The organism is Vibrio sp. 1641 (genome assembly GCF_033339995.1).
Lineage (GTDB): Bacteria > Pseudomonadota > Gammaproteobacteria > Enterobacterales > Vibrionaceae > Vibrio > Vibrio alginolyticus.
Genome location: NZ_JAWOVP010000001.1, coordinates 631,631 through 650,387, shown reverse-complemented (window position 1 = coordinate 650,387; position 18,757 = coordinate 631,631). Strand labels below are relative to the sequence as shown.

Here is an 18,757-nt window from a genome sequence, read left to right as displayed (position 1 = left end):
GCAGTTGAAGCAGTTGAAGCAGTTGAAGCAGTTGAAGCAGTTGAAGCAGTTGAAGCAGTTGAAGCAGTTGAAGCAGTTGAAGCAGTACATGATAAATTAGGAAAACTTATCTGGTACTAAAAAATTGAATATCATCAGTTTTGCAAACACCTAGTACCAATAAAAAAGCCCTATTCAAAATCCACCTTGGGGAGAACTTTGAATAGGGCTCTTTGCCTCTATGCTTCATTTTACGGCTGAAGCTACCTTTACCTTTTTTCGCTTTAACGACTCGTGTTTGGAACAGCTGACTGGTAACAACCGCTTTTAACGCGTTGTCTTTGATTTCACCTCTGCCGAAGTCGGTCTCATGTTGTGAGCCACTCGGTTGAGGACTGATTTTACGCTTTGCCATAAATCCTCCTTAATGGTCGAACCAGATTGGACAATAATTATATAAATAAGTCAAATTTATAGATTTAGTTGAATTTTATGCTAAAAAACTTCACATCACCGTCATTTATTTGAAATTTAATCAAAAACATGCTGGTTAAATAGTGACTAAATACAAATATTTGTCCATAAAGCACTAATATATGTTGACTCTTCGTGGAATTAACCTAGACTCAAACACGGCTAGAAAGAAAGTTCTTTGTTTTCACATTTCGTTGGATTACTTGTAACCCGTCGTCCTGTGGTACGCAATAGCAATTTATTTTTCCACGCTATAAGCGCCGTTGAGGCGAAAGATTACATTATTTAGATATTTAGGAAATAGACATGTCTAACACAGCTACTGGCACAGTTAAGTGGTTCAACGAAACTAAAGGCTTCGGTTTCATTCAACAAGAAAACGGTCCTGACGTATTTGCTCACTTCTCTGCAATCACTGGTGACGGCTTCCGTACTCTAGTTGAAGGCCAGAAAGTAGAATTTGTTATCTCTCAAGGTCAAAAAGGCCCTCAAGCAGAGCAAATCAAAGTACTTTAATTCTTAAAGAATTTGATACGATAGCCAGCTTTTAAAGCTGGCTATTTTTTTGCCTAAAACTTATTTTGCCAACAAAACGATATAAATCTATGGCTCTTAAACCAACCATTTACAAATTTCGTATCGCCATTTCCGATATGAATAATGACTATTACGATTCTAAAAATCTAACTATCGCCCTTCATCCTTCTGAAAAGCCGCAACGAATGTTGGCTCGCATTCTAGCTTACTGTTTAAATGCTCAAAGCAATCTGGAGTTTACAAAAGGACTCTCTACGATTGAAGAGCCTGATTTATGGCATGTTGGCGATGATCAAAGCATTACTCACTGGATTGAAATTGGCGAACCAGAACCAGACAGAATTAAGAAAGCTTCTCGCCTCGCAAAGCATGTAAAAGTTTACACTTATAACACCAAAGCGGCTGTCTGGTGGGACAAAATGTCAGGAAAGTTCTCAATGCTTCCCGTCAACGTAGAGAGCTTTGACTATGACGCTATCGACTTGATTTGTCAGCATCTTGACCGAGGTACTAACCTTTCTGTTATGATTACTGGCAGCTCAATTTTTGTTGATATCAATGATCAACATATCGAAGTAACGGTGAAGGAACTAAAAAACCATGACGTCTCTTAGTGAACTGAGTCAAGAGATGGGATTTGAAGAAATCCCCTTTGTTAAAGAACATAAAGCAGCAAAGCGACGTTGGTTAAAAGAACAGTCACAACTATTTACAAAAGTTTGTGAGAACAAACCCTCAACAGCACCTACTCTTCACCTGCTTGGCCTTTTGACCAAATCACATATTGAAGCAAGTGCTAACTACGAGCAACATGCTCACTCTACCCAGCTTATGCAGCAAGTTCTGACTGACTCCTTGGGTAATGAGCACGCGGATAAGTTTACTAACCAATCTGCTGAAGACCTAATCTTAGTCACCCACCTTTGGTTATACACGCAAGGCTATTTAAATATGGATTTCAGCTTGGCGCACGATCATGCCGAGCAGACTCAAAATACATTGCAGCATGAGCTTGTCATAAAACGCATGGACGTTGATGCATTCAGAACCGAACTCATGCAAAGTTTTTATCAAGGTAAAGAAGCCCGTCCGGCTTCAGCAAGTGGCTTTTGGGGTTGGTTTAAACGTCTATTTTCCGCATAAAATACATGGTTTTATCCATTTCAAACAACTGATAGACTTCACGTTCAGTGCAACAAGCATCATGATTGCATTCTTAAAGGACAATTACCCAATGAACATCAAGGGATCATTATGAAGTTTATCCGTTGGATTTTAGGCAAGGTTATCTTATTGCTGAACGCGGTGTTCTCACCTCGTGGTATTAAGCGCACCGCAGAAGAACAGCAACGTATTGATGAAAAAGCGAAACAATACGCACTTTACCAATTTGAAGCCTGCCCTTTTTGCGTAAAGGTCCGCCGTGCAATGAAGCGTCAATCGGTGAACATTGAGCTACGTGATGCAAAAAATAACCCGACTCATCGAGCTGAACTAGAGCAAGGTGGTGGGCGAGTTAAAGTCCCTTGTCTTCGTATCGAAAAAGATGGCGAGACACAGTGGTTATACGAGTCATCTGACATCGTCGCTTACGTTGAAAAAGAATTTGCCTAAGTTCCCCCTATGAACATTGGCGGATGTAAAAGAGGCACCTAACGGTGCCTCTTTTCTATTTTTTCTAGCTAAATGTTGCCGTGCGAGCTTTCCTTATTCAGTCTTCTTGCTCAACTCCGAACTTAAACTCCACTAAGCAAATAACGGGTATGCGAGAACAACACAACGAAGATTACCGCCTAACGTCTGCGTTATTCATCCACGATCAATGTTAGCTCTACGCGCCGATTGCAAGCTTTACCACTCGCTGTCACATTGCTGCACTTCGGTACATACTCTCCGAAGCCTCTAGAAAACACTCGTTGACGTGGAATACTCGTCGCCAATAGTTGTTTTTCTACTTCACGAGCTCGCTTTTCAGATAGCGTGTCATTGAAGCTTTCAGCTCCCGTGCTATCCGCATGACCATCAATCACGACATCAACATCAGTTCTTCCAGCCAGATAGTGACCAATGTTTCGAATCCAGTCTTGAGATTGAGCAGATAACCGTGCAGAACCCGTTTGAAAATGCACTTGCTCTTTCAAACGTATCATCAGGTGACCACCACTGAGCGTCTCGTGAGGAATGTTATGCCTGCTCAGGAACATTTCCAGAGAGGTCACGTTTTGCGACTTTTTTACTGACGCCCTCGCCGTTTGATATGAACGAGGGGAAGAAGCCACATTGGATGCGCTCGGGTATCCCCACTCTGGGTGTCTCAGCTCAGTGTTTGATTTAGGAGCTGTATCTAAAATGTTCCCACCAGGGACCATATCTTGATCGAGGCTGCTGCACCCGGCCAGAATGCCACAAACAATTAAAAACCAATGCTTCATACCATTACCAACGTAGAAAAACTCTTGTTCATTGTGTCGACAAAACACGCCGAATCTTTAGCGCTTTTGTCCACCGACTGGTTTGTCTATGCAGCGTTCATGCCACTGGAGTCAATGCAAAATCATCTCTCAAATAAAACGCAACACTAAAATACCCTACCCTTACAGTCCATACGTCAGGCAAAGTCTGTTACCAATGGTCTCACTTTATTGTTATTTAATGGTTTTAGTCACTATCGTTAACCGATAAACTAACGCAAATTTCTCATTTAGAGCACTACTATGTTAAAAACCATATCGAAAGGCTTTGCTGTTGTTGTTGCCGTAATGGCTTTGTCGGCATGCGATAGCGGCAAGAGTCAGCCTCAGCAAGGCAAACAATACGAAGTTTTGCCAGTATCCCTTGAAGAATATGATTTAGCTCCCCTGACTGAAGCATTCTCTTTAACTTGTGGCCACTGCCGCTCAATGGAAGAGTTTGTCCCTCAAATTGAATCATTGACCGATCAAAGCGTTGAAAAAATGCATGTAACGTTCAATGAAAGTGCACAAGTGAGCGCCATCATCTTCTATACTGCCGTAATGCAGCTTGAATCAACACCAGATAAAGCGTTTATGGCGGATCTTTTTACTGCTGTGCAAATGGGTGCCGATGCAACGGCTGAGGAACGCCAAATCGCCGTAGAGAAAGCCTTTGAGTCTCGCAACCTTATCAGCCCTTACCATTTAGATGAAGCACAGCAAAAAACGCTGTTTGAGTACATCACTAAGGCAGAAGCGATCACGACTCGCGGCCAAATTAACTCCGTTCCAGCCTTTATCGTAAACGGAAAATATCAAGTGATTACTGGTGGTCATGACAGCGTTGAAGCCATGGCAGAAACCATCAACTTTTTGCTAAAACAACCTAAATAGACAAGGAGATTACGTGTCTAAATTTTTGTTTCCTCTTATTATTTTTATTTTGGCGGGCTTTTTCATTTACCGTACTTGGACAAACCATAAAGTAGCGGATGAAAACTTTGCCAAAGGCCAAGCATTCTTACTAGAAAATGCGAAAAAAGAAGGCGTTATCACAACAGAAAGTGGCCTTCAATACATGGTTCTTGAAAAAGGCGAAGGTGAGGTTCACCCAACTGCAACAAGTAAAGTAAAAGTACACTACCACGGCACCTTGATTGATGGAACGGTATTCGATAGCTCTGTTAATCGTGGTGAGCCGATTTCATTTGGTCTTAACCAAGTCATTAAAGGCTGGCAAGAAGGTCTACAATACATGGTAGAAGGTGAGAAAATCCGCCTTTTCGTACCAAGCACGCTTGGCTATGGTAAGAGTGGCTCTGGCCCAATTCCACCAGCAAGTGTTTTGATCTTTGATGTTGAACTGCTAGAAATTCAATAAATCTAGAAAGCTTTGTCTTAAAGCCAAAGTATCAAAACCAAAAACGCCGCGAACCACGCGGCGTTTTCTGTTTTAAGAGAGGTTAAAAACCAATATAGTGATCCGAAAGCAATGCAATGAACAACGCCAAAAGATGATAGATAGAGAATTTAAACGTCTCCATCGCGGTATTTGGCTCTGGTGCATATTTTAGCTTCCATGCATGGTACATAAAGCCAACATTGAGTAGTAGCGAGGCAAAAAGATACACCACGCCGACCATGCCAACCAAAACCGGTAGAACACAAACCAAAGTCAATAGCACCGTATACAACAGAATAGAAGTTTTGGTGTACTCAATGCCGTGTGTCACTGGCAGCATGGGAATATCTACCTTGCGGTAATCCTCGACACGATGAATAGCGAGAGCCCAAAAATGTGGTGGCGTCCAGATAAAAATGATCATCACGAGCAGCCAAGCATTCGCATGTAATTGCCCTGTTACAGCAGTCCAACCGAGAAGAGGCGGCATCGCACCGGCAATCCCTGCAATGACGATATTTTGGGGCGTAGCACGTTTGAGGTACATTGTGTATACCATCGCATAGCCGAGCAAACTCATCAAAGTCAACCATGCCGTCAGCGGGTTGACCATCGCATATAGAAGTACAAACCCTAAGACACCTAAAACTGTAGCGAAGGCTATCACCGATGATGGCTTAGTCTCACCCGATGGCAATGGTCGTTTGTGTGTGCGTGCCATTCTCGCATCAATTCGGCGGTCAATTAGATGATTAAACGCTGCCGCAGACCCTGCCATCAGACCAATCCCCGTTAGGCCAACTACCGCCTGCAACCAGGGGAAATCATCAACCGGGGCTAAGCTCATCCCTACAACTGCCGTCACCAACATTAACGCCACCACTTTAGGTTTCGTTAACTTCAAATAAACGGAACTTAGTCGCTTTCGCCCATTTAACGACAGCGCGATTTCTTTACTCATAGCGAACTCCTTTCGCGGTGTAATTCCAAGCCGTTTTACCCTGCCACAAGTAAAACTGGCTAACACAAACGAGACTCAACATAACAGCGGCACCAAGGTTGTGCGCCACCGCGACATAGATAGGAAGTTGAAATACTACGTTGCTTACACCCAGCATAATTTGGCACACCAGAGTGAATAACAACCACCCACCGATTCTCTGTGAATGATGAGAATCTTGCCTCATAAGCCCAATACTATAAGCCAATACCACGGTGGCGGTAACAATAGCGCCTATACGATGAGTGACGTGTATAGTCATTCTTGCCGGATACTCCAAAACACCAAATTCATAATTCTCGAATCCAGTTTGCCAGAAAGAAAACGCTTCTTTCCATGAGAGATGGCTCATCCAGTCTCCCTCACAAATCGGCAGTGTGGTACACATCAGCGCAGCATAATTTGACGAAGTCCATCCTCCAAGGAGCACTTGCACCAAAACAACCAGGAAAACCAACAATGAAAAGCCTCTCAGAGAGCTAGAAGATGGAGAGAAATAGAGATTGTTTTGCGCTTTTAATTGGCAGTAAAAAATCGCCTGTAACGCCAATAAAACAAAACCACCGAGCAAGTGAAGCATCACGATGACGGGCATTAATTTAAGAGTAACTGTCCACATTCCCAAAAGTGCCTGCCCAATCACCAATACGCTTAGCAACATCGGAATGGTTGAATTTACACGCTCAGACCTTACTGATATCGCTGCCATCGCAAAAATGACTAAACCTAACGTTCCTGCAAAATAGCGATGAATCATCTCAAGCCATGCTTTCTCATGCTCTACTGCCCGCTCGGGGAAGTTCAGGTTAGCACGTATGACGTCTTCTTCTTGATGCGGCACAGAAAAGTGCCCATAACAACCAGGCCAGTCCGGGCAACCTAACCCTGCATCTGAAAGGCGAGTATATGCCCCTAGCATGATCACCACGAGAGTTAGGAGCAAACTGAATCTAACCAACTGAATTAATTTCATATGCACTTCCTCTAACCGACTCGTGACAGTTTTAAGAGCTTGCGTAAGTCCGCCAACATACCTTTATTCAATAGGACTAAGTCCTCATTTGGTTTCGGCGAGTAAGACATCACCAGTTGCCCAAGAGGATCAACGATCAACATTTGCCCAGGTTTCACTTTAGCGGTAACCAATTCATTCATTTGCATCGCTAACATCGATACTTCCATGGGATCTGAATGCTCAGTCTGCCAAACGACTGGCACTACTCGCTCTTGATACTTACCTAAAGCAACATGGCTTTGCTGAAGCAGGTAAAGCTGCTGTTTACACTGTTCAGTGCATTCGTTAGGCAATACATAAGCGAGTTGCCAACCATGGTCTTTGAGAGGTGACTCTTGACCAAGCTGCTCTAACGTCGTGTATGGTTCGACTAACTCGCCTCTATTGGTCACTCCGCTTTGATACCACCCTTGTGTGAGAATGACTTTTGCAATGACAGCGGGAAGCGCGAACGTACAAACCAGCGCAATCAACATTAGTCGTCCTTTGGTTACTTTAGATGTCATGCTTCACCTCCATGTGACGCAACTTTTTTTGCCAACGAACAAAAACAATTAAAGTCAGTATTAAGAAAACACCTGCCATCGAAAACCATTGAATCGAATAGCCAAAATGTTTGGCACTATTGAGTGGTAATGGATTCCAAGGAAAGTCATAGGGCCAACGAGTTAAATTGTCTGGCTGCAAGACTGCGGGCATAAGTTCAATATTCAGTAGCTGATTCAATTGAGCGATGTTTAGGTTTTGCACGCGAATAACATCGCCAACTTCCGGCATTAACTCTGAGCTCAGTGGATTAGTAGATTTTCGGTACAGGCGTCCTGTGATGAAAATCGAATTATCGAGTTTGGTGACCGTTGGTAACATTGAGCGATCTGCTCTTCCCTCGACAAAACCAAGCTCCAATAACGCATAGGTACTAGGCTCATCGCTCGTCAATACAATCTGAAATGCTAAATATCCCACACTGCCTTGATGCGTTTGGTTGTCTAACAAAATTACGGGAAACGCCTGAGGAACAACATTAACTTCCACTTTTTTCCCGAGGATACTTTCCTCTCGCCAGTCGTTGTCTTCAAGAACGACGCTTAGTGCTTGGTACGCACTATCCGCACGCGCGAGAATGGCTTGTTCCAATGCTTGTTTTTCTTGCCCTCTCTCAAACTGCCAAAAACCCAGTTTGACCAAAAGAGAAAACACAACCACAGTTAAACCAACTGCAACCCAAAACCGTTTCGATAGCCATAATTGTCTTGATAACAACAATGATGAAACCGGAGGTGCCATGTCCACCGTATTTCTATTCAAACTGACGCTTGTCCTTTTGCTGCTTTTCATTATCTTCAACCTCGCAAAAGCGCTTATCGAAATGGTTCGTGAAGACCCAGATAATCCTGAAAAAAGAGACAAACCCATGAGTCATTACTTAGGCCGTCGAGTCATGTTCTCCGCTTTGGTGGTCGTCCTTTTGCTTATTGCGCTCAGCTCGGGTTGGCTAGCACCAAACCCTCGCCCTTATTAGTCGAACCAAGAGTTCACACTGCGCCTAAAGTACGTAAACAAACACAAACAGACATAACCAAACCACATCCACGAAATGCCAATACCAGCTGCCGGCTTGAAAGGCAAAATGGTTCTTTGGCGAAAAGTGATCTTTAGCGATTCTGAACAGCAGCACGATCAAGAAGATAGTCCCAAGACAAACGTGTAAACCGTGGAACCCCGTCAACATGAAGAACGTGTTACCGTAAATACCGGACTGCAACGTGAGCCCTATGTCTTGATAAGCATGAACATACTCAACCGCTTGGTAATATAGGAAAAAGCCAGCAAGTACGATGGTTATCTCTAACCAAACAATCAGTGCCGTTCTTTTGTCTTGTTCAAGGCTTATATGCGCCATATGTAGCGTAATAGACGACAATAGCAGCAAGATAGTATTGGTAAGGGGTATGCCCTGCCACGGCATAGCTTGTGTTGTTTCTCCCCCCGGTGTCAGTGTGAGTGGCCACATCGCTTCGAAGGTTGGCCACAGGACTTCGTTGGTCATGAAGTTATTATCTGCCCCACCTAACCAAGGCACAGAAATCATTCTGGCGTAAAACAAGGCACCAAAAAAGGCACCAAAAAACATCACTTCAGAAAAGATAAACCAGCTCATTCCTTGGCGAAAAGAACGAGTAATTTGCGAGCTGTATTTTCCATTCAGTGATTCAGTAATCACATTACTAAACCAACCAGCCAACATGTAAAGCAAGAACAAGAAGCCCACCGCTAGCACAATGCCACCAATGGTTCCCACTGCACCGTCACTTTGTGTCCCCTGGACGGTCATGCCCGCGCCAACAGCAACCAAAAACAGAGCAAATGCACCGATGATCGGCCAGCTACTTTGAGCGGGAACATAATATGTTCCTGGCTTGTTACTCATAATTTTTCTCCTTACTGACCAACCTTGGTCTGTATCTCTCTCCCTGAGTGGCTAAGAGCCTGTAGGAGGGGGAAGTTTATAGAGTGTGTAAGACAGCGTTAACGTGTGTATAGACTCCGGCAAGTCCGGTTCGATATAAAAAATCAACGGCATTTGAGCTTGCTGTTTACCATCCAGAGGCTGCTGGTTAAAACAAAAACACTCAATCTTATTGAAGTAAGCAGCTCCAGTCCCGGGAGAAACAGAAGGAACGGCTTGCCCCACCAACTTCTGCCCGCTTTCATTAAATGCAAGGTATTCGGTTTGCACGACTTCACCTGGGTGAACATCCATCGAAATCACTTTGGGTCTAAACTCCCAAGGCATATCTGGGCTTACATGCGCCATAAACTCCACGCGAACAGTTCGGCTCATGTCCGGTTGCATACCTGTCGGTTGAATGGCGGCTACTTCACTTGTCTTTCCATTGATTCCCAGTGCGTCGCACATCACGTCATAAAGTGGGACTAGTGCATAGCCGAAGCCAAACATTAACAGGGTCGCCAAAAGCAACTTCACTGTGAGCTTCTTGTTTGATGGATTCGGTTTCATGTCACTCACCCCACTCTTTGCTAGTCAATCTTAGGCGGTGTAGTAAACGTATGATGTGGCGCAGGGCTTGGCACTGTCCATTCTAAGCCTTCCGCACGTTCCCACGGTTTTGCAGAAGCCTTCTCCCCGCCACGAATACACTTGATCACCAACCATAAGAAGATCAGTTGTGACAACCCAAATGCAAACCCACCAATTGATACTATTTGATTAACATCAGCAAACTGAATGGCGTAATCCGGTATGCGCCTTGGCATGCCTGCTAAGCCTAGGAAGTGCATTGGGAAAAACAGGACATTGACGGAAATAATTGAGCACCAGAAATGCCATAAACTCAGCTTGTGGTCGTACATATTGCCCGTCCACTTAGGTAGCCAGTAGTATGCCGCTGCCATGATCGAGAATACCGCACCAGATACCAACACATAATGGAAATGGGCAACTACGAAGTAAGTGTCATGATATTGGAAGTCCGCCGGCACAATCGCCAACATTAGTCCCGAGAAGCCACCAATGGTAAAAAGCACAATAAAGGCAATGGCAAACAACATTGGCGTTTCAAATGTCAGAGCTCCACGCCACATGGTGGCAACCCAGTTAAAGACTTTCACCCCCGTTGGTACCGCAATCAGCATAGTGCAATACATGAAGAAGAGCTCAGCAAAAACTGGCATCCCCGTGGTAAACATGTGGTGCGCCCACACAAGGAAAGATAACAATGCAATGCTGCACGTCGCGTAAACCATCGAATGATAACCAAACAGCTTCTTACCACTGAAAGCAGGCAGAATGGCGGAAATGATTCCAAACGACGGTAAAATCATGATGTACACTTCTGGGTGACCAAAGAACCAAAAGATGTGTTGGAACATTACCGGGTCACCACCACCAGCTGCGTCAAAGAAGCTAGTCCCGAAATATTTGTCAGTAAGAACCATGGTCACCGCACCCGCTAGTACCGGCATAACCGCGATCAACAAGAAAGCGGTGATTAGCCAAGTCCAAACAAACATTGGTAACTTGAACCAAGTCATTCCCGGAGCTCGCATATTTACGATCGTCACGATAACGTTGATCGCGCCCATAATGGAGCTGATACCCATGATATGAACAGAGAATACAAACAGCGCAGTGCTATCCGGGCCATAAGTCGTGGACAGCGGAGCATAAAACGTCCAACCAAAATCAGGACCGCCACCAGGTAAAAACAACGAGCTCAACAAAATAAGAAATGCAAAAGGTAAGATCCAAAAGCTCAAGTTGTTCATACGCGGCAGCGCCATATCTGGAGCGCCGATCATCATCGGGATCATCCAGTTAGCAAGACCCGTAAATGCTGGCATCACCGCACCAAATACCATTACTAAACCGTGTACCGTGGTCATTTGATTAAAAAACTGCGGATCGACTAGCTGTAGCCCTGGCTGGAACAGTTCGGCACGAATGATCATAGCCATCGCACCACCTGTTAGAAACATCGCAAAGCTAAACCAAAGGTAGAGGGTGCCTATGTCTTTATGGCTTGTAGAATACAACCAACGAGTGATGCCCTGGGGTGCATGATGCTCGTGACCATCATCAATCGCAATCGTACTGTTCGCACTGGCTTCTGCTGGCGCAGACTTCACTGCCTTATCTATTGGCTTACTCATATTTCCTCCTTAGCACTGCCTTGTGCCTTAAAGGCATTCACATCGGATGCTTGCACTGTATCGCCAGTATCGTTGCCCCATGCATTTCGTTGATATGTGATAACCGCGCCAATTTCTTTGTCACTTAACTGATTAGAAAAAGCCTGCATTGCGGTGCCAGGGCGACCGTTGACAATAATATCTATGTGCTCTGTAACATCTCCGGTTGCAATAGGACTGCCTTTAATCGCGGGAAATGCACCCGGAATCCCCTCACCATTTGCCTGATGACACACAGCGCAACGCGCCGTGTATATCGATTCGCCTTGCGACATCAATTCGCCCATAGATAAGTCTTGAGAGAGCGCTTCTTGTGCCGCCGCTTTTTGAAGTGCGAGTTCTTGCTTCTTACTCGCTAGCCATTCATCGAACTTTTCTTCTTCCATCGCATGCACCACCACTGGCATAAATCCATGTGCACGACCACATAGCTCCGCACACTGACCGCGATATACGCCTGGCTCATCAATTCTTGTCCATGCTTCATTAATAAAGCCTGGAATGGTGTCTTTCTTGACGGCAAAGTCCGGTACCCACCAAGAGTGAATGACATCATCAGAAGTCATCAAAAAACGCACTTTGCGATTCACAGGCAACACCAAAGGGTTGTCTACTTCCAGTAAGTAATGTGCGCCTTTAGCTTCGATTCCATCAATTTGTTTTTGGCTGGTGGCAAGCAAACTAAAAAACTCAACATCTTCACCAAAATAGCTGTAATGCCATTTCCATTGCGAGCCTGTGATCTTGACCGTGATATCCGATTGGCTTGTGTCTTCCATTGCTACTAGAGTTTTTGTTGCGGGAATCGCCATAGCGACAAGAATGATGATGGGTATGACCGTCCAAATAATTTCCACTTTTGTGCTTTCATGGAAATGTGCGGCAACTGCTCCTTTTGACTTGCGATGACGGAAGATGGAATAGAACATCACACCAAAAACAATCAAAGCAATTACACAGCAGATATAGAAAATCAGCATATGTAATTCATACACTTGCCCACTTATCTCTGTGACCCCTTTTGTCATGTTGTAGTCATTTTCCTTTGACCAACCAAAAGAGGAAAATGTGATTAAAATCACATTCAGTGATAAGGCTAGAGTAGTCGTTAATCTTTTCAAAAGATCTCTCCTCTGCTCAGCCGCTACGCCTACGCGAGCTTCCTTGCGTCCCGATGCAAATATCGAACAACTTTACGAAAAATCACAAAAACTACGATTTCGACACGGTTTGTTATATTTATGTTAAAAGGCTAGTTATAGTTCCAAGGTTCTTCAAGAAATTAAATATGATTAAATTTTGTTCGGATAAGAAAAATTAATTCGGTTTATCGATTGCCCTCTTTGAAATGTAATTGAGAACCATTTACATTGATTTAAAAGAAAACATTGAGATACTTACCAAACGAAGTGTCCAAGAAAGTAGGCTCCCCCTACTAAGGAATGACTGATATGACAGCACTAATTACGCAATGGCTAGAACGAGACCCTGATCCTAAGACTCGTGAAGAGCTACAACACCTCGTCGATACGAACAATGAACAAGAACTTACTGATCGCTTTGGCTCACGCCTTGCCTTTGGTACTGCAGGCTTACGTGGCAAAGTGGGCGCAGGTCCAAACCGAATGAACCGCTTGGTGATTCAAGAGACCGCCACTGGTTTAGGGCACTATTTGCTTGAGCAAGTCAAAGATGCAGCGAGTCGTGGTGTCGTTATTGGCTACGACGGTCGTCCCGATTCAAAACAATTCGCGCATGATACCGCATCCGTACTGACGGCCCTTGGTATCAAGGTTTACCTAACGTATGACGTTGCAGCAACCCCAATTGTTGCGTTTGGTGTCCGTACATTGAATGCTGCGGCCGCTGTTGTTGTTACTGCCAGCCACAATCCACCAGAATACAATGGCTTCAAAGTATATTGGGAAAATGGCGCACAGATTATTCCTCCACACGACTCTGGAATCGCAGCGAAAATTGATGACGCAACAACGAAGCCATTACCTTTAATGTCTCTCGATGATGCAAAACAGCACGGTTTGTTAGTTTGGTTGGAAGACGACTACTACCAAACTTACCGTAAGACAATGAATGAAAACGCGCTGCTTACTCCTGACAACAATACCGATATATCTATTGCTTACACCGCAATGCATGGCGTTGGCGCGAATATGGCGGAAACGCTACTTGCCGACGCAGGCTTCCAAAAAGTGGCAAGTGTTAAGGAACAGCGCGAACCTGATGGAAGCTTCCCAACCGTCAACTTCCCAAACCCTGAAGAAGCCGGTGCAATGGATATGGTGATGGCATTAGGCAAGTCCGTAGATGCCGATATCGCTTGCGCGAACGATCCAGATGCAGACCGTTTTGCCGTGGCAGTTAAACGCCCAGATGGCGAGTATCAAATGCTAACAGGTGATCAGGTGGGCTCACTGTTTGGCGATTACTTGCTGGAACAGCAACCTAACGCTTTGGTTGGCAACACCATCGTATCCTCAAGAATGCTGAGCAGCATCGCTAAGGCGCATGGCGCACAATACTATCAAACATTAACTGGCTTTAAATGGCTTACTAATGTTGCCATGGAACAAGAGACAGAAACCAACCCATTCTTGTTTGCTTATGAGGAAGCGCTCGGTTATACCGTGGGTAACAAGGTGTGGGATAAAGATGGTTTATCTGCAATCGTCGCGTTTTCACAGCTAACAGGCAAGCTTAAAGCGCAAAGCAAAACACTGTGGGATAAACTGGAAGAGCTGTACCGCGAGCACGGTTTCTACTTCAACGCACAACGCAGCATTGCTCTCGACCCGAACTCTCCACCAATCGGCGACAAACTCCGAGCAAATCCACCAACAGAGATTGCTGGTAAAAAAGTTGCAGTAACCGAAGATCTTAAAACATCGGTTCGCATGTTTGACGACGGCTCTGAAGAATCCATTGACTTACCAGCAAGTGACGTATTGATTTATCACCTAGAAGATCAATCTCGCGTGATTGTTCGTCCTTCTGGTACTGAGCCAAAACTAAAATGTTACTACGAAGTCATCAACCTCTTCCCTGCGGATATGAGCTATGAACAAGCACAGAAAGCAGCAGAAGCGAAGATGAACGAACTTATCGACGCGCACCAGCAAAGTTTGTAAGTCAAAGAGAAACATAGATATTTTATACAACAAGAGGCGCAAATTCGCGCCTCTTTTTTTGATTTTAACTAGAACAAGTCAAGCTAACCCGTGCTTTCCCTAGCCTGCAATTTCCTTTTGTAGAAAGTACTTGTGGATGCCCTCTGCAGGATAGCCTGAGTACTGCCCCACTTTCTCAAAACCCAATTTGAGATAGAACTCAAGAGCTTGAAAGCTGTAGGTATCCAAATAAACATGGGTAACCCCATGAGGCTTTACTTTTTGTTCTAGCATCGACATTAATTGACTACCGAGACCAGAGGTTCGACTTTCAGCGTCTACCCACAAAAACTCAACAAACACCGTATTTTTAAACATTTCGCCAGTCAAGCCACCCATGATCTTGCCATTCTCATCTTTTGCGAAACAGCCTATAGCATGCACTTCCCCTTCAGGTAAATGCAGTCGGTTATAAGATCGAATACCTTCACGAACAAAATCAAGGTCTGTTTGATCTGGATTTAAACAAAATTCAAGCTTCATATACCCTCTCCTTAGGAAACACCAATATCCTAAAACAAAAAGCCAGCAATTGCTGGCTTTCTGATGGAATATGATAACTTTACAAGGCGAAACTACTCAGCATCCACAACGCCAGAATAACAAACACTAACCCCATTAGTTTATGTTGATACGTGCGGAATTTTTCGTTCTCGAGCAGCCCTTTGCCCAATGTGCCTGCTAACCCAACAAGTAATAAATTGAATGACAAGCCAAGAACGTTCAACAATAACCCTAGCGCTAGCATCTGCTCACCAGAAGATGCCGTGATATTGCTTGAGACAAACTGCGGCAAAAACATCACAAAAAAGACCAAGGCTTTAGGGTTGAGCAAATTACTCATCAAAGCACGTTGATAATAAGTTGATGCCATTTTGTTTTGACCATCAAGCTCTGGAGCCGAAGATGCCTCAGCTCGTAAGCAGTCCCAACCCATTTTTAACAAGTAAGCGCCACCTAGTAGATGAAGGACTTTAAGGGCTATTGGGCTCATGGCAATCAGGGTAGATACGCCCATCGCAGCAAGCAAAGTAAGAATAACACCAGACGTCGCATTGCCTAAGCTAGCAAAAAGACCGACCTTCTTACCGTAACTCATACTAGAACTCGCTATCAGCAACATATCGGGCCCTGGTAACAGCAACAAAGCCACTACTGCGGTGAGATAAACAGGAAGTACAGATAAATCAATCATGATGGAACCGCTTTTCTACAACAAGGCGGCGAATGTTATACCAACAAAATAACATCATCCAGCCCAAAATAGCCAAGATAAATCAAAAAATAAAAATCATAGTTTGCCCAGCTGAAAAATAGCAATCAATTCGCCTGTTTATCAAAATCGAATAGCAATTTTGTACAAAAATAAGCACGATGGATCCGTTACACTTCTAAAATGATTTTCTTGAGCAGACCGGATAAAGATGAAAGAAAAGAATAAGGAAATCGCTACCTTCAAGATAGCTCAAGAGCTCGGCGGTTTAGAAATTCTCGATGCAAAGTATGAGAAGCAGAATTTTTCACGCCATAGCCACGAAGGTTACACTATTGGTGTCATCGAAAAAGGGGCACAACAATTTTTTAGGACGGGCGGGAATCATATCGCGCCACAGGACAGCATCATCCTTGTTAATGCAGATGAAGTACACAACGGGCATTCAGCCTCGGAAGGCGGCTGGGAATACAAAGCAATGTACCCCGTACCTCAGCAGTTTCAAACTTTAGGACAAGAGCTTGGTTCACCAAATGTAGCTCTGCCCTATTTCCCTCAACCTGTGGTTTACGATCCTGAGCTGGCTAGTCAGTTACGATTGGTATTTGAAACACTAGAAAAATCAGACAACCGTTTATTGAGAGAAACTTTGGTTTACGGCACGTTGATCAAGCTAGCCAGTAAACACAGCACTCATCGGGCACCACTGAAAGAGTCAACCAGAGCTCAGCGACAAGTGCAGCTAGTCAGAGAATTTTTGGAAGACTTTCCACAAACGGACGTCTCACTAGAAGAACTCGCCAAACTGTCTGGATTAAGCCCTTTTCATCTGCTGAGAGAGTTTCAAAAGCAATTTGGCTTTCCGCCTCATGCCTATCAAATTCAGCAACGTTTACGTATGGCGAAGAAGCTACTAAAAATGGGACAAAAAATTTCAGACGTGGCACAAGAATGCGGCTTCCATGATCAAAGCCATCTGCATCGACACTTTAAAAAAGCCATGGGCGTCACTCCCGGCCAATACGTCCGTCACAGCTAAAGCAGCAATATTGTACAAGGCGTTATGCGACTACCGAGCTATCTTGGTAATCTGATTTAGGAATAAATAAGAAGAAACTATGGACCACACTTTGCCGTTACAAAAAGAATCAAAAGCCACGCTATTTTGGCAAGGTACACTTGCGATGATGCCTCTGAGTATCGCAGTGCTCCCTTGGGGCTTACTCGCAGGCTCATTCGCAATTGATACTGGGCTTCACCCTTTGGAAGGACAAGCACTATCCGCCATTCTGTTCGCAGGTTCTGCACAGCTCGTCGCGATGGGTATGATTAAAACGGGAGCAGGTCTAGTGACCATGTTACTGACAACGTTTTTTATCACCTCTCGACACTTCCTCTACAGTGTATCGATGCGCAGTAAAATTGCACCGCTCCCTCTAAAATGGCGATTATCACTCGGCTTCTTACTTACTGACGAGCTGTTTGCGATTGTAGGCCACCATTCCGATAAACAATTTAATCGCTGGTATGCACTTGGGGCTGGTCTGAGTTTTTACCTGTTTTGGAATGTCGCGACATTGACGGGCATTATTGCGGGAAGTCTAATCCCTGAACTGAACGAAATGGGTTTGGAATTTGCTGTAGCCGCTACTTTTATCGCGATAGTAGTACCCACCATTAAAAATGCAGCGGTGCTCGCGAGTGTTATTGTGTCTTTGGTGAGCTCAGTTGCCCTAACCTATTATCAAATTGAGGGAAGTTTGATGATTTCGAGCATTTTAGCCATGCTTACTGGTTACTTTGTGGAACAAGTAAAGGAGAAACGCTAATGATCATGTTGGCTATTTTGCTGATGACGGTACTTGTTTTCACCAGCCGCTACTTGTTTTTAGAACCCAAGCTACCATTGCGATTAGGGACGCGCACTCAAAAAGTACTCAATTACGCTAGCCCCGCAGTACTGACTGCGATCTGGGCACCGATCGTTTTCATTCCCGATGGGGAGCTCAGCGTCAATGTGCAAAACCCATTTTTACTGGCTGCCGTACTGGCTGCTTTAATCGCGTATTTTACTAAAAATGTTCTTTTAACGACGGTTATCAGTATGGTGGTATTTCTCGTTCTACGAATTTGGCTTTAATCCGCCAACCACTCAATCTCCAACAAGGTGACATCGCCACACTTTAATCGACCAAGGAAGATGTCACCTTCATGTACCTCACCAACGCCCTTTGGTGTACCAGTCATCACTACATCGCCATCTTGAAGTGTTGTGTAACTGGTTAATTCATCCAGGATAGTTAGCGGCGGATAGAGCATTTGGTTAACGTGACCTTTTTGTACACGAACACAGTTGATTAAGAGCTCAAGGTTAAGATCATTGATATCAATGTTATCCAAAGAGACAAACCGACTAAACACAGCAGAGCCATCAAATGCCTTAGCTCGCTCCCACGGCAACCCCTGATTTTTAAGCGAGGATTGCAAACCACGCTTGGTCAGATCCAATCCCAAACCAACCGCTGAATAACGTCCATCCTTGATCAAAAAGCAGATTTCAGCCTCATAATGAAGGGGCTCTTGATGGAATGAACGCAGAGTTGTTGATACGGAAGTTGCGGGTTTATTAAATACAACCATTTGCTCAGGCATTGCATTATTAAGCTCATGAATGTGTTCAACGTAATTTCGTCCAACACAAAGCACTTTACCCACTTCTACTTTCTTTTCTTCAACTTGAATAACACTCATCATTCTTCCCTGCAAAACAAAAATCCCATCATAAT

Annotated in this window: 24 protein-coding genes; 11 read left to right on the top strand and 13 right to left on the bottom strand. The window is 44.3% G+C overall.

All coding sequences use genetic code 11. The annotated features are described in order from the left end of the window. Positions 1-106: 106 nt before the first annotated feature. Positions 107-394 carry an alternative ribosome-rescue factor A gene (locus R7Z47_RS02955; protein WP_017821594.1) on the bottom strand — a complete coding sequence of 96 codons (288 nt, stop codon included), beginning with the start codon at positions 392-394 and terminating at the stop codon, positions 107-109. A gap of 365 nt (positions 395-759) precedes the next feature. Here R7Z47_RS02955 and R7Z47_RS02950 point away from each other — a divergent pair, with 365 nt between their 5' ends. The 4 genes from R7Z47_RS02950 (at position 760) to R7Z47_RS02935 (ending at position 2,604) form a co-directional block, all read left to right on the top strand. Further along, positions 760-969 (top strand): cold-shock protein, encoded by a 210-nt coding sequence (locus tag R7Z47_RS02950; protein ID WP_005375625.1) that lies wholly within the window; start codon positions 760-762, stop codon positions 967-969. 89 nt (positions 970-1,058) lie between these two features. Beyond that, positions 1,059-1,604 (top strand): YaeQ family protein, encoded by a 546-nt coding sequence (locus R7Z47_RS02945; RefSeq protein WP_064376786.1) that lies wholly within the window; start codon positions 1,059-1,061, stop codon positions 1,602-1,604. Next, the gene (locus R7Z47_RS02940) at positions 1,591-2,133 is read left to right on the top strand and encodes a hypothetical protein (RefSeq protein WP_225477756.1); all 543 of its coding nucleotides are present in this window, start codon (positions 1,591-1,593) and stop codon (positions 2,131-2,133) included. The genes R7Z47_RS02945 and R7Z47_RS02940 overlap by 14 nt, the downstream gene beginning before the upstream one ends. A gap of 111 nt (positions 2,134-2,244) precedes the next feature. After that, positions 2,245-2,604 (top strand): glutaredoxin family protein, encoded by a 360-nt coding sequence (locus tag R7Z47_RS02935; RefSeq protein WP_005375631.1) that lies wholly within the window; start codon positions 2,245-2,247, stop codon positions 2,602-2,604. Positions 2,605-2,795: 191 nt separating this feature from the next. Here R7Z47_RS02935 and R7Z47_RS02930 read toward each other — a convergent pair whose 3' ends face one another. After that, complete coding sequence (locus tag R7Z47_RS02930) at positions 2,796-3,422, bottom strand: OmpA family protein (RefSeq protein WP_225477758.1); 627 nt, start codon at positions 3,420-3,422, stop codon at positions 2,796-2,798. Between the two features lie 282 nt (positions 3,423-3,704). Here R7Z47_RS02930 and R7Z47_RS02925 point away from each other — a divergent pair, with 282 nt between their 5' ends. Together R7Z47_RS02925 and R7Z47_RS02920 are read left to right on the top strand one after the other, a co-directional pair. Next, entirely contained in the window at positions 3,705-4,337 is a 633-nt protein-coding gene (locus R7Z47_RS02925) for a thiol:disulfide interchange protein DsbA/DsbL (protein WP_005375635.1), read from the top strand. 13 nt (positions 4,338-4,350) lie between these two features. After that, a complete protein-coding gene (locus tag R7Z47_RS02920; RefSeq protein ID WP_005375638.1) occupies positions 4,351-4,824 on the top strand; it encodes an FKBP-type peptidyl-prolyl cis-trans isomerase in 474 nt (157 codons plus the stop codon). 82 nt (positions 4,825-4,906) lie between these two features. On the opposite strand, the gene cyoE is transcribed toward R7Z47_RS02920, so the two are convergent. The 4 genes from cyoE to R7Z47_RS02900 are packed head-to-tail and all read right to left on the bottom strand — an operon-like array spanning position 4,907 to position 8,147. After that, positions 4,907-5,806 carry a heme o synthase gene (gene cyoE, locus R7Z47_RS02915; protein ID WP_005375639.1) on the bottom strand — a complete coding sequence of 300 codons (900 nt, stop codon included), beginning with the start codon at positions 5,804-5,806 and terminating at the stop codon, positions 4,907-4,909. Then, positions 5,799-6,818 carry a COX15/CtaA family protein gene (locus R7Z47_RS02910; protein ID WP_017635865.1) on the bottom strand — a complete coding sequence of 340 codons (1,020 nt, stop codon included), beginning with the start codon at positions 6,816-6,818 and terminating at the stop codon, positions 5,799-5,801. The genes cyoE and R7Z47_RS02910 overlap by 8 nt, the downstream gene beginning before the upstream one ends. An 11-nt stretch (positions 6,819-6,829) precedes the next feature. Further along, positions 6,830-7,366 carry a hypothetical protein gene (locus R7Z47_RS02905; protein ID WP_017635864.1) on the bottom strand — a complete coding sequence of 179 codons (537 nt, stop codon included), beginning with the start codon at positions 7,364-7,366 and terminating at the stop codon, positions 6,830-6,832. Further along, positions 7,356-8,147: an SURF1 family protein gene (locus tag R7Z47_RS02900; protein ID WP_031777208.1), complete on the bottom strand. Its 792-nt coding sequence runs from the start codon at positions 8,145-8,147 to the stop codon at positions 7,356-7,358. Before R7Z47_RS02900 ends, R7Z47_RS02905 begins: the two co-directional genes overlap by 11 nt. Between R7Z47_RS02900 and R7Z47_RS02895 the strand changes: the two genes are divergently transcribed. Continuing rightward, a complete protein-coding gene (locus tag R7Z47_RS02895) occupies positions 8,146-8,382 on the top strand; it encodes a DUF2909 domain-containing protein (protein WP_005375504.1) in 237 nt (78 codons plus the stop codon). The genes R7Z47_RS02900 and R7Z47_RS02895 overlap by 2 nt on opposite strands. Positions 8,383-8,406: 24 nt before the next feature. Here the strand turns inward: R7Z47_RS02895 and R7Z47_RS02890 are convergent, their stop codons facing one another. Genes R7Z47_RS02890 through coxB form a run of 4 tightly spaced genes read right to left on the bottom strand, consistent with a single transcriptional unit; the run spans position 8,407 to position 12,694 of the window. Further along, positions 8,407-9,291 (bottom strand): cytochrome c oxidase subunit 3, encoded by an 885-nt coding sequence (locus R7Z47_RS02890; RefSeq protein ID WP_054574394.1) that lies wholly within the window; start codon positions 9,289-9,291, stop codon positions 8,407-8,409. Between the two features lie 51 nt (positions 9,292-9,342). Further along, positions 9,343-9,882: a cytochrome c oxidase assembly protein gene (locus R7Z47_RS02885; RefSeq protein ID WP_005385211.1), complete on the bottom strand. Its 540-nt coding sequence runs from the start codon at positions 9,880-9,882 to the stop codon at positions 9,343-9,345. Between the two features lie 20 nt (positions 9,883-9,902). Beyond that, a complete protein-coding gene (gene ctaD, locus R7Z47_RS02880; protein ID WP_005375510.1) occupies positions 9,903-11,534 on the bottom strand; it encodes a cytochrome c oxidase subunit I in 1,632 nt (543 codons plus the stop codon). Next, positions 11,531-12,694, bottom strand: coding sequence for a cytochrome c oxidase subunit II (gene coxB, locus R7Z47_RS02875; RefSeq protein WP_136976477.1), 1,164 nt, complete (start codon positions 12,692-12,694; stop codon positions 11,531-11,533). The genes ctaD and coxB overlap by 4 nt, the downstream gene beginning before the upstream one ends. Positions 12,695-13,024: 330 nt before the next feature. Here coxB and R7Z47_RS02870 point away from each other — a divergent pair, with 330 nt between their 5' ends. Continuing rightward, a complete protein-coding gene (locus R7Z47_RS02870) occupies positions 13,025-14,719 on the top strand; it encodes a phospho-sugar mutase (RefSeq protein WP_262606512.1) in 1,695 nt (564 codons plus the stop codon). Positions 14,720-14,818: 99 nt separating this feature from the next. On the opposite strand, the gene R7Z47_RS02865 is transcribed toward R7Z47_RS02870, so the two are convergent. Together R7Z47_RS02865 and R7Z47_RS02860 are read right to left on the bottom strand one after the other, a co-directional pair. Beyond that, the gene (locus R7Z47_RS02865) at positions 14,819-15,241 is read right to left on the bottom strand and encodes a GNAT family N-acetyltransferase (RefSeq protein WP_262606513.1); all 423 of its coding nucleotides are present in this window, start codon (positions 15,239-15,241) and stop codon (positions 14,819-14,821) included. Between the two features lie 79 nt (positions 15,242-15,320). Beyond that, a complete protein-coding gene (locus R7Z47_RS02860) occupies positions 15,321-15,953 on the bottom strand; it encodes a LysE family translocator (protein WP_005375522.1) in 633 nt (210 codons plus the stop codon). 229 nt (positions 15,954-16,182) lie between these two features. Between R7Z47_RS02860 and R7Z47_RS02855 the strand changes: the two genes are divergently transcribed. The 3 genes from R7Z47_RS02855 to R7Z47_RS02845 all read left to right on the top strand — a co-directional run bounded on the left by R7Z47_RS02855 (position 16,183) and on the right by R7Z47_RS02845 (position 18,111). After that, entirely contained in the window at positions 16,183-17,010 is an 828-nt protein-coding gene (locus R7Z47_RS02855) for an AraC family transcriptional regulator (RefSeq protein WP_167415929.1), read from the top strand. A 79-nt stretch (positions 17,011-17,089) separates the two neighbouring features. Beyond that, positions 17,090-17,800: an AzlC family ABC transporter permease gene (locus tag R7Z47_RS02850; protein WP_054574397.1), complete on the top strand. Its 711-nt coding sequence runs from the start codon at positions 17,090-17,092 to the stop codon at positions 17,798-17,800. Then, complete coding sequence (locus tag R7Z47_RS02845; protein ID WP_005385193.1) at positions 17,800-18,111, top strand: AzlD domain-containing protein; 312 nt, start codon at positions 17,800-17,802, stop codon at positions 18,109-18,111. Before R7Z47_RS02850 ends, R7Z47_RS02845 begins: the two co-directional genes overlap by 1 nt. On the opposite strand, the gene R7Z47_RS02840 is transcribed toward R7Z47_RS02845, so the two are convergent. Beyond that, positions 18,108-18,722, bottom strand: a complete 615-nt coding sequence (locus tag R7Z47_RS02840) for a fumarylacetoacetate hydrolase family protein (protein WP_017635857.1) — start codon at positions 18,720-18,722, stop codon at positions 18,108-18,110. The genes R7Z47_RS02845 and R7Z47_RS02840 overlap by 4 nt on opposite strands. Positions 18,723-18,757: the final 35 nt, after the last annotated feature.

Coding starts and splice junctions, on each gene's coding strand:
- ctaD (WP_005375510.1), bottom strand. CDS start 11,534: ATGAGTAAGCCAATAGATAAGGCAGTGAAGTCTGCGCCAGCAGAAGCC.
- R7Z47_RS02910 (WP_017635865.1), bottom strand. CDS start 6,818: ATGAAATTAATTCAGTTGGTTAGATTCAGTTTGCTCCTAACTCTCGTG.
- R7Z47_RS02890 (WP_054574394.1), bottom strand. CDS start 9,291: ATGAGTAACAAGCCAGGAACATATTATGTTCCCGCTCAAAGTAGCTGG.
- cyoE (WP_005375639.1), bottom strand. CDS start 5,806: ATGAGTAAAGAAATCGCGCTGTCGTTAAATGGGCGAAAGCGACTAAGT.
- R7Z47_RS02895 (WP_005375504.1), top strand. CDS start 8,146: ATGTCCACCGTATTTCTATTCAAACTGACGCTTGTCCTTTTGCTGCTT.
- R7Z47_RS02925 (WP_005375635.1), top strand. CDS start 3,705: ATGTTAAAAACCATATCGAAAGGCTTTGCTGTTGTTGTTGCCGTAATG.
- R7Z47_RS02930 (WP_225477758.1), bottom strand. CDS start 3,422: ATGAAGCATTGGTTTTTAATTGTTTGTGGCATTCTGGCCGGGTGCAGC.
- R7Z47_RS02955 (WP_017821594.1), bottom strand. CDS start 394: ATGGCAAAGCGTAAAATCAGTCCTCAACCGAGTGGCTCACAACATGAG.
- R7Z47_RS02850 (WP_054574397.1), top strand. CDS start 17,090: ATGGACCACACTTTGCCGTTACAAAAAGAATCAAAAGCCACGCTATTT.
- R7Z47_RS02870 (WP_262606512.1), top strand. CDS start 13,025: ATGACAGCACTAATTACGCAATGGCTAGAACGAGACCCTGATCCTAAG.
- R7Z47_RS02950 (WP_005375625.1), top strand. CDS start 760: ATGTCTAACACAGCTACTGGCACAGTTAAGTGGTTCAACGAAACTAAA.
- R7Z47_RS02840 (WP_017635857.1), bottom strand. CDS start 18,722: ATGAGTGTTATTCAAGTTGAAGAAAAGAAAGTAGAAGTGGGTAAAGTG.
- R7Z47_RS02885 (WP_005385211.1), bottom strand. CDS start 9,882: ATGAAACCGAATCCATCAAACAAGAAGCTCACAGTGAAGTTGCTTTTG.
- R7Z47_RS02900 (WP_031777208.1), bottom strand. CDS start 8,147: ATGGCACCTCCGGTTTCATCATTGTTGTTATCAAGACAATTATGGCTA.
- R7Z47_RS02855 (WP_167415929.1), top strand. CDS start 16,183: ATGAAAGAAAAGAATAAGGAAATCGCTACCTTCAAGATAGCTCAAGAG.
- R7Z47_RS02945 (WP_064376786.1), top strand. CDS start 1,059: ATGGCTCTTAAACCAACCATTTACAAATTTCGTATCGCCATTTCCGAT.
- R7Z47_RS02905 (WP_017635864.1), bottom strand. CDS start 7,366: ATGACATCTAAAGTAACCAAAGGACGACTAATGTTGATTGCGCTGGTT.
- R7Z47_RS02845 (WP_005385193.1), top strand. CDS start 17,800: ATGATCATGTTGGCTATTTTGCTGATGACGGTACTTGTTTTCACCAGC.
- R7Z47_RS02860 (WP_005375522.1), bottom strand. CDS start 15,953: ATGATTGATTTATCTGTACTTCCTGTTTATCTCACCGCAGTAGTGGCT.
- R7Z47_RS02865 (WP_262606513.1), bottom strand. CDS start 15,241: ATGAAGCTTGAATTTTGTTTAAATCCAGATCAAACAGACCTTGATTTT.
- R7Z47_RS02940 (WP_225477756.1), top strand. CDS start 1,591: ATGACGTCTCTTAGTGAACTGAGTCAAGAGATGGGATTTGAAGAAATC.
- R7Z47_RS02935 (WP_005375631.1), top strand. CDS start 2,245: ATGAAGTTTATCCGTTGGATTTTAGGCAAGGTTATCTTATTGCTGAAC.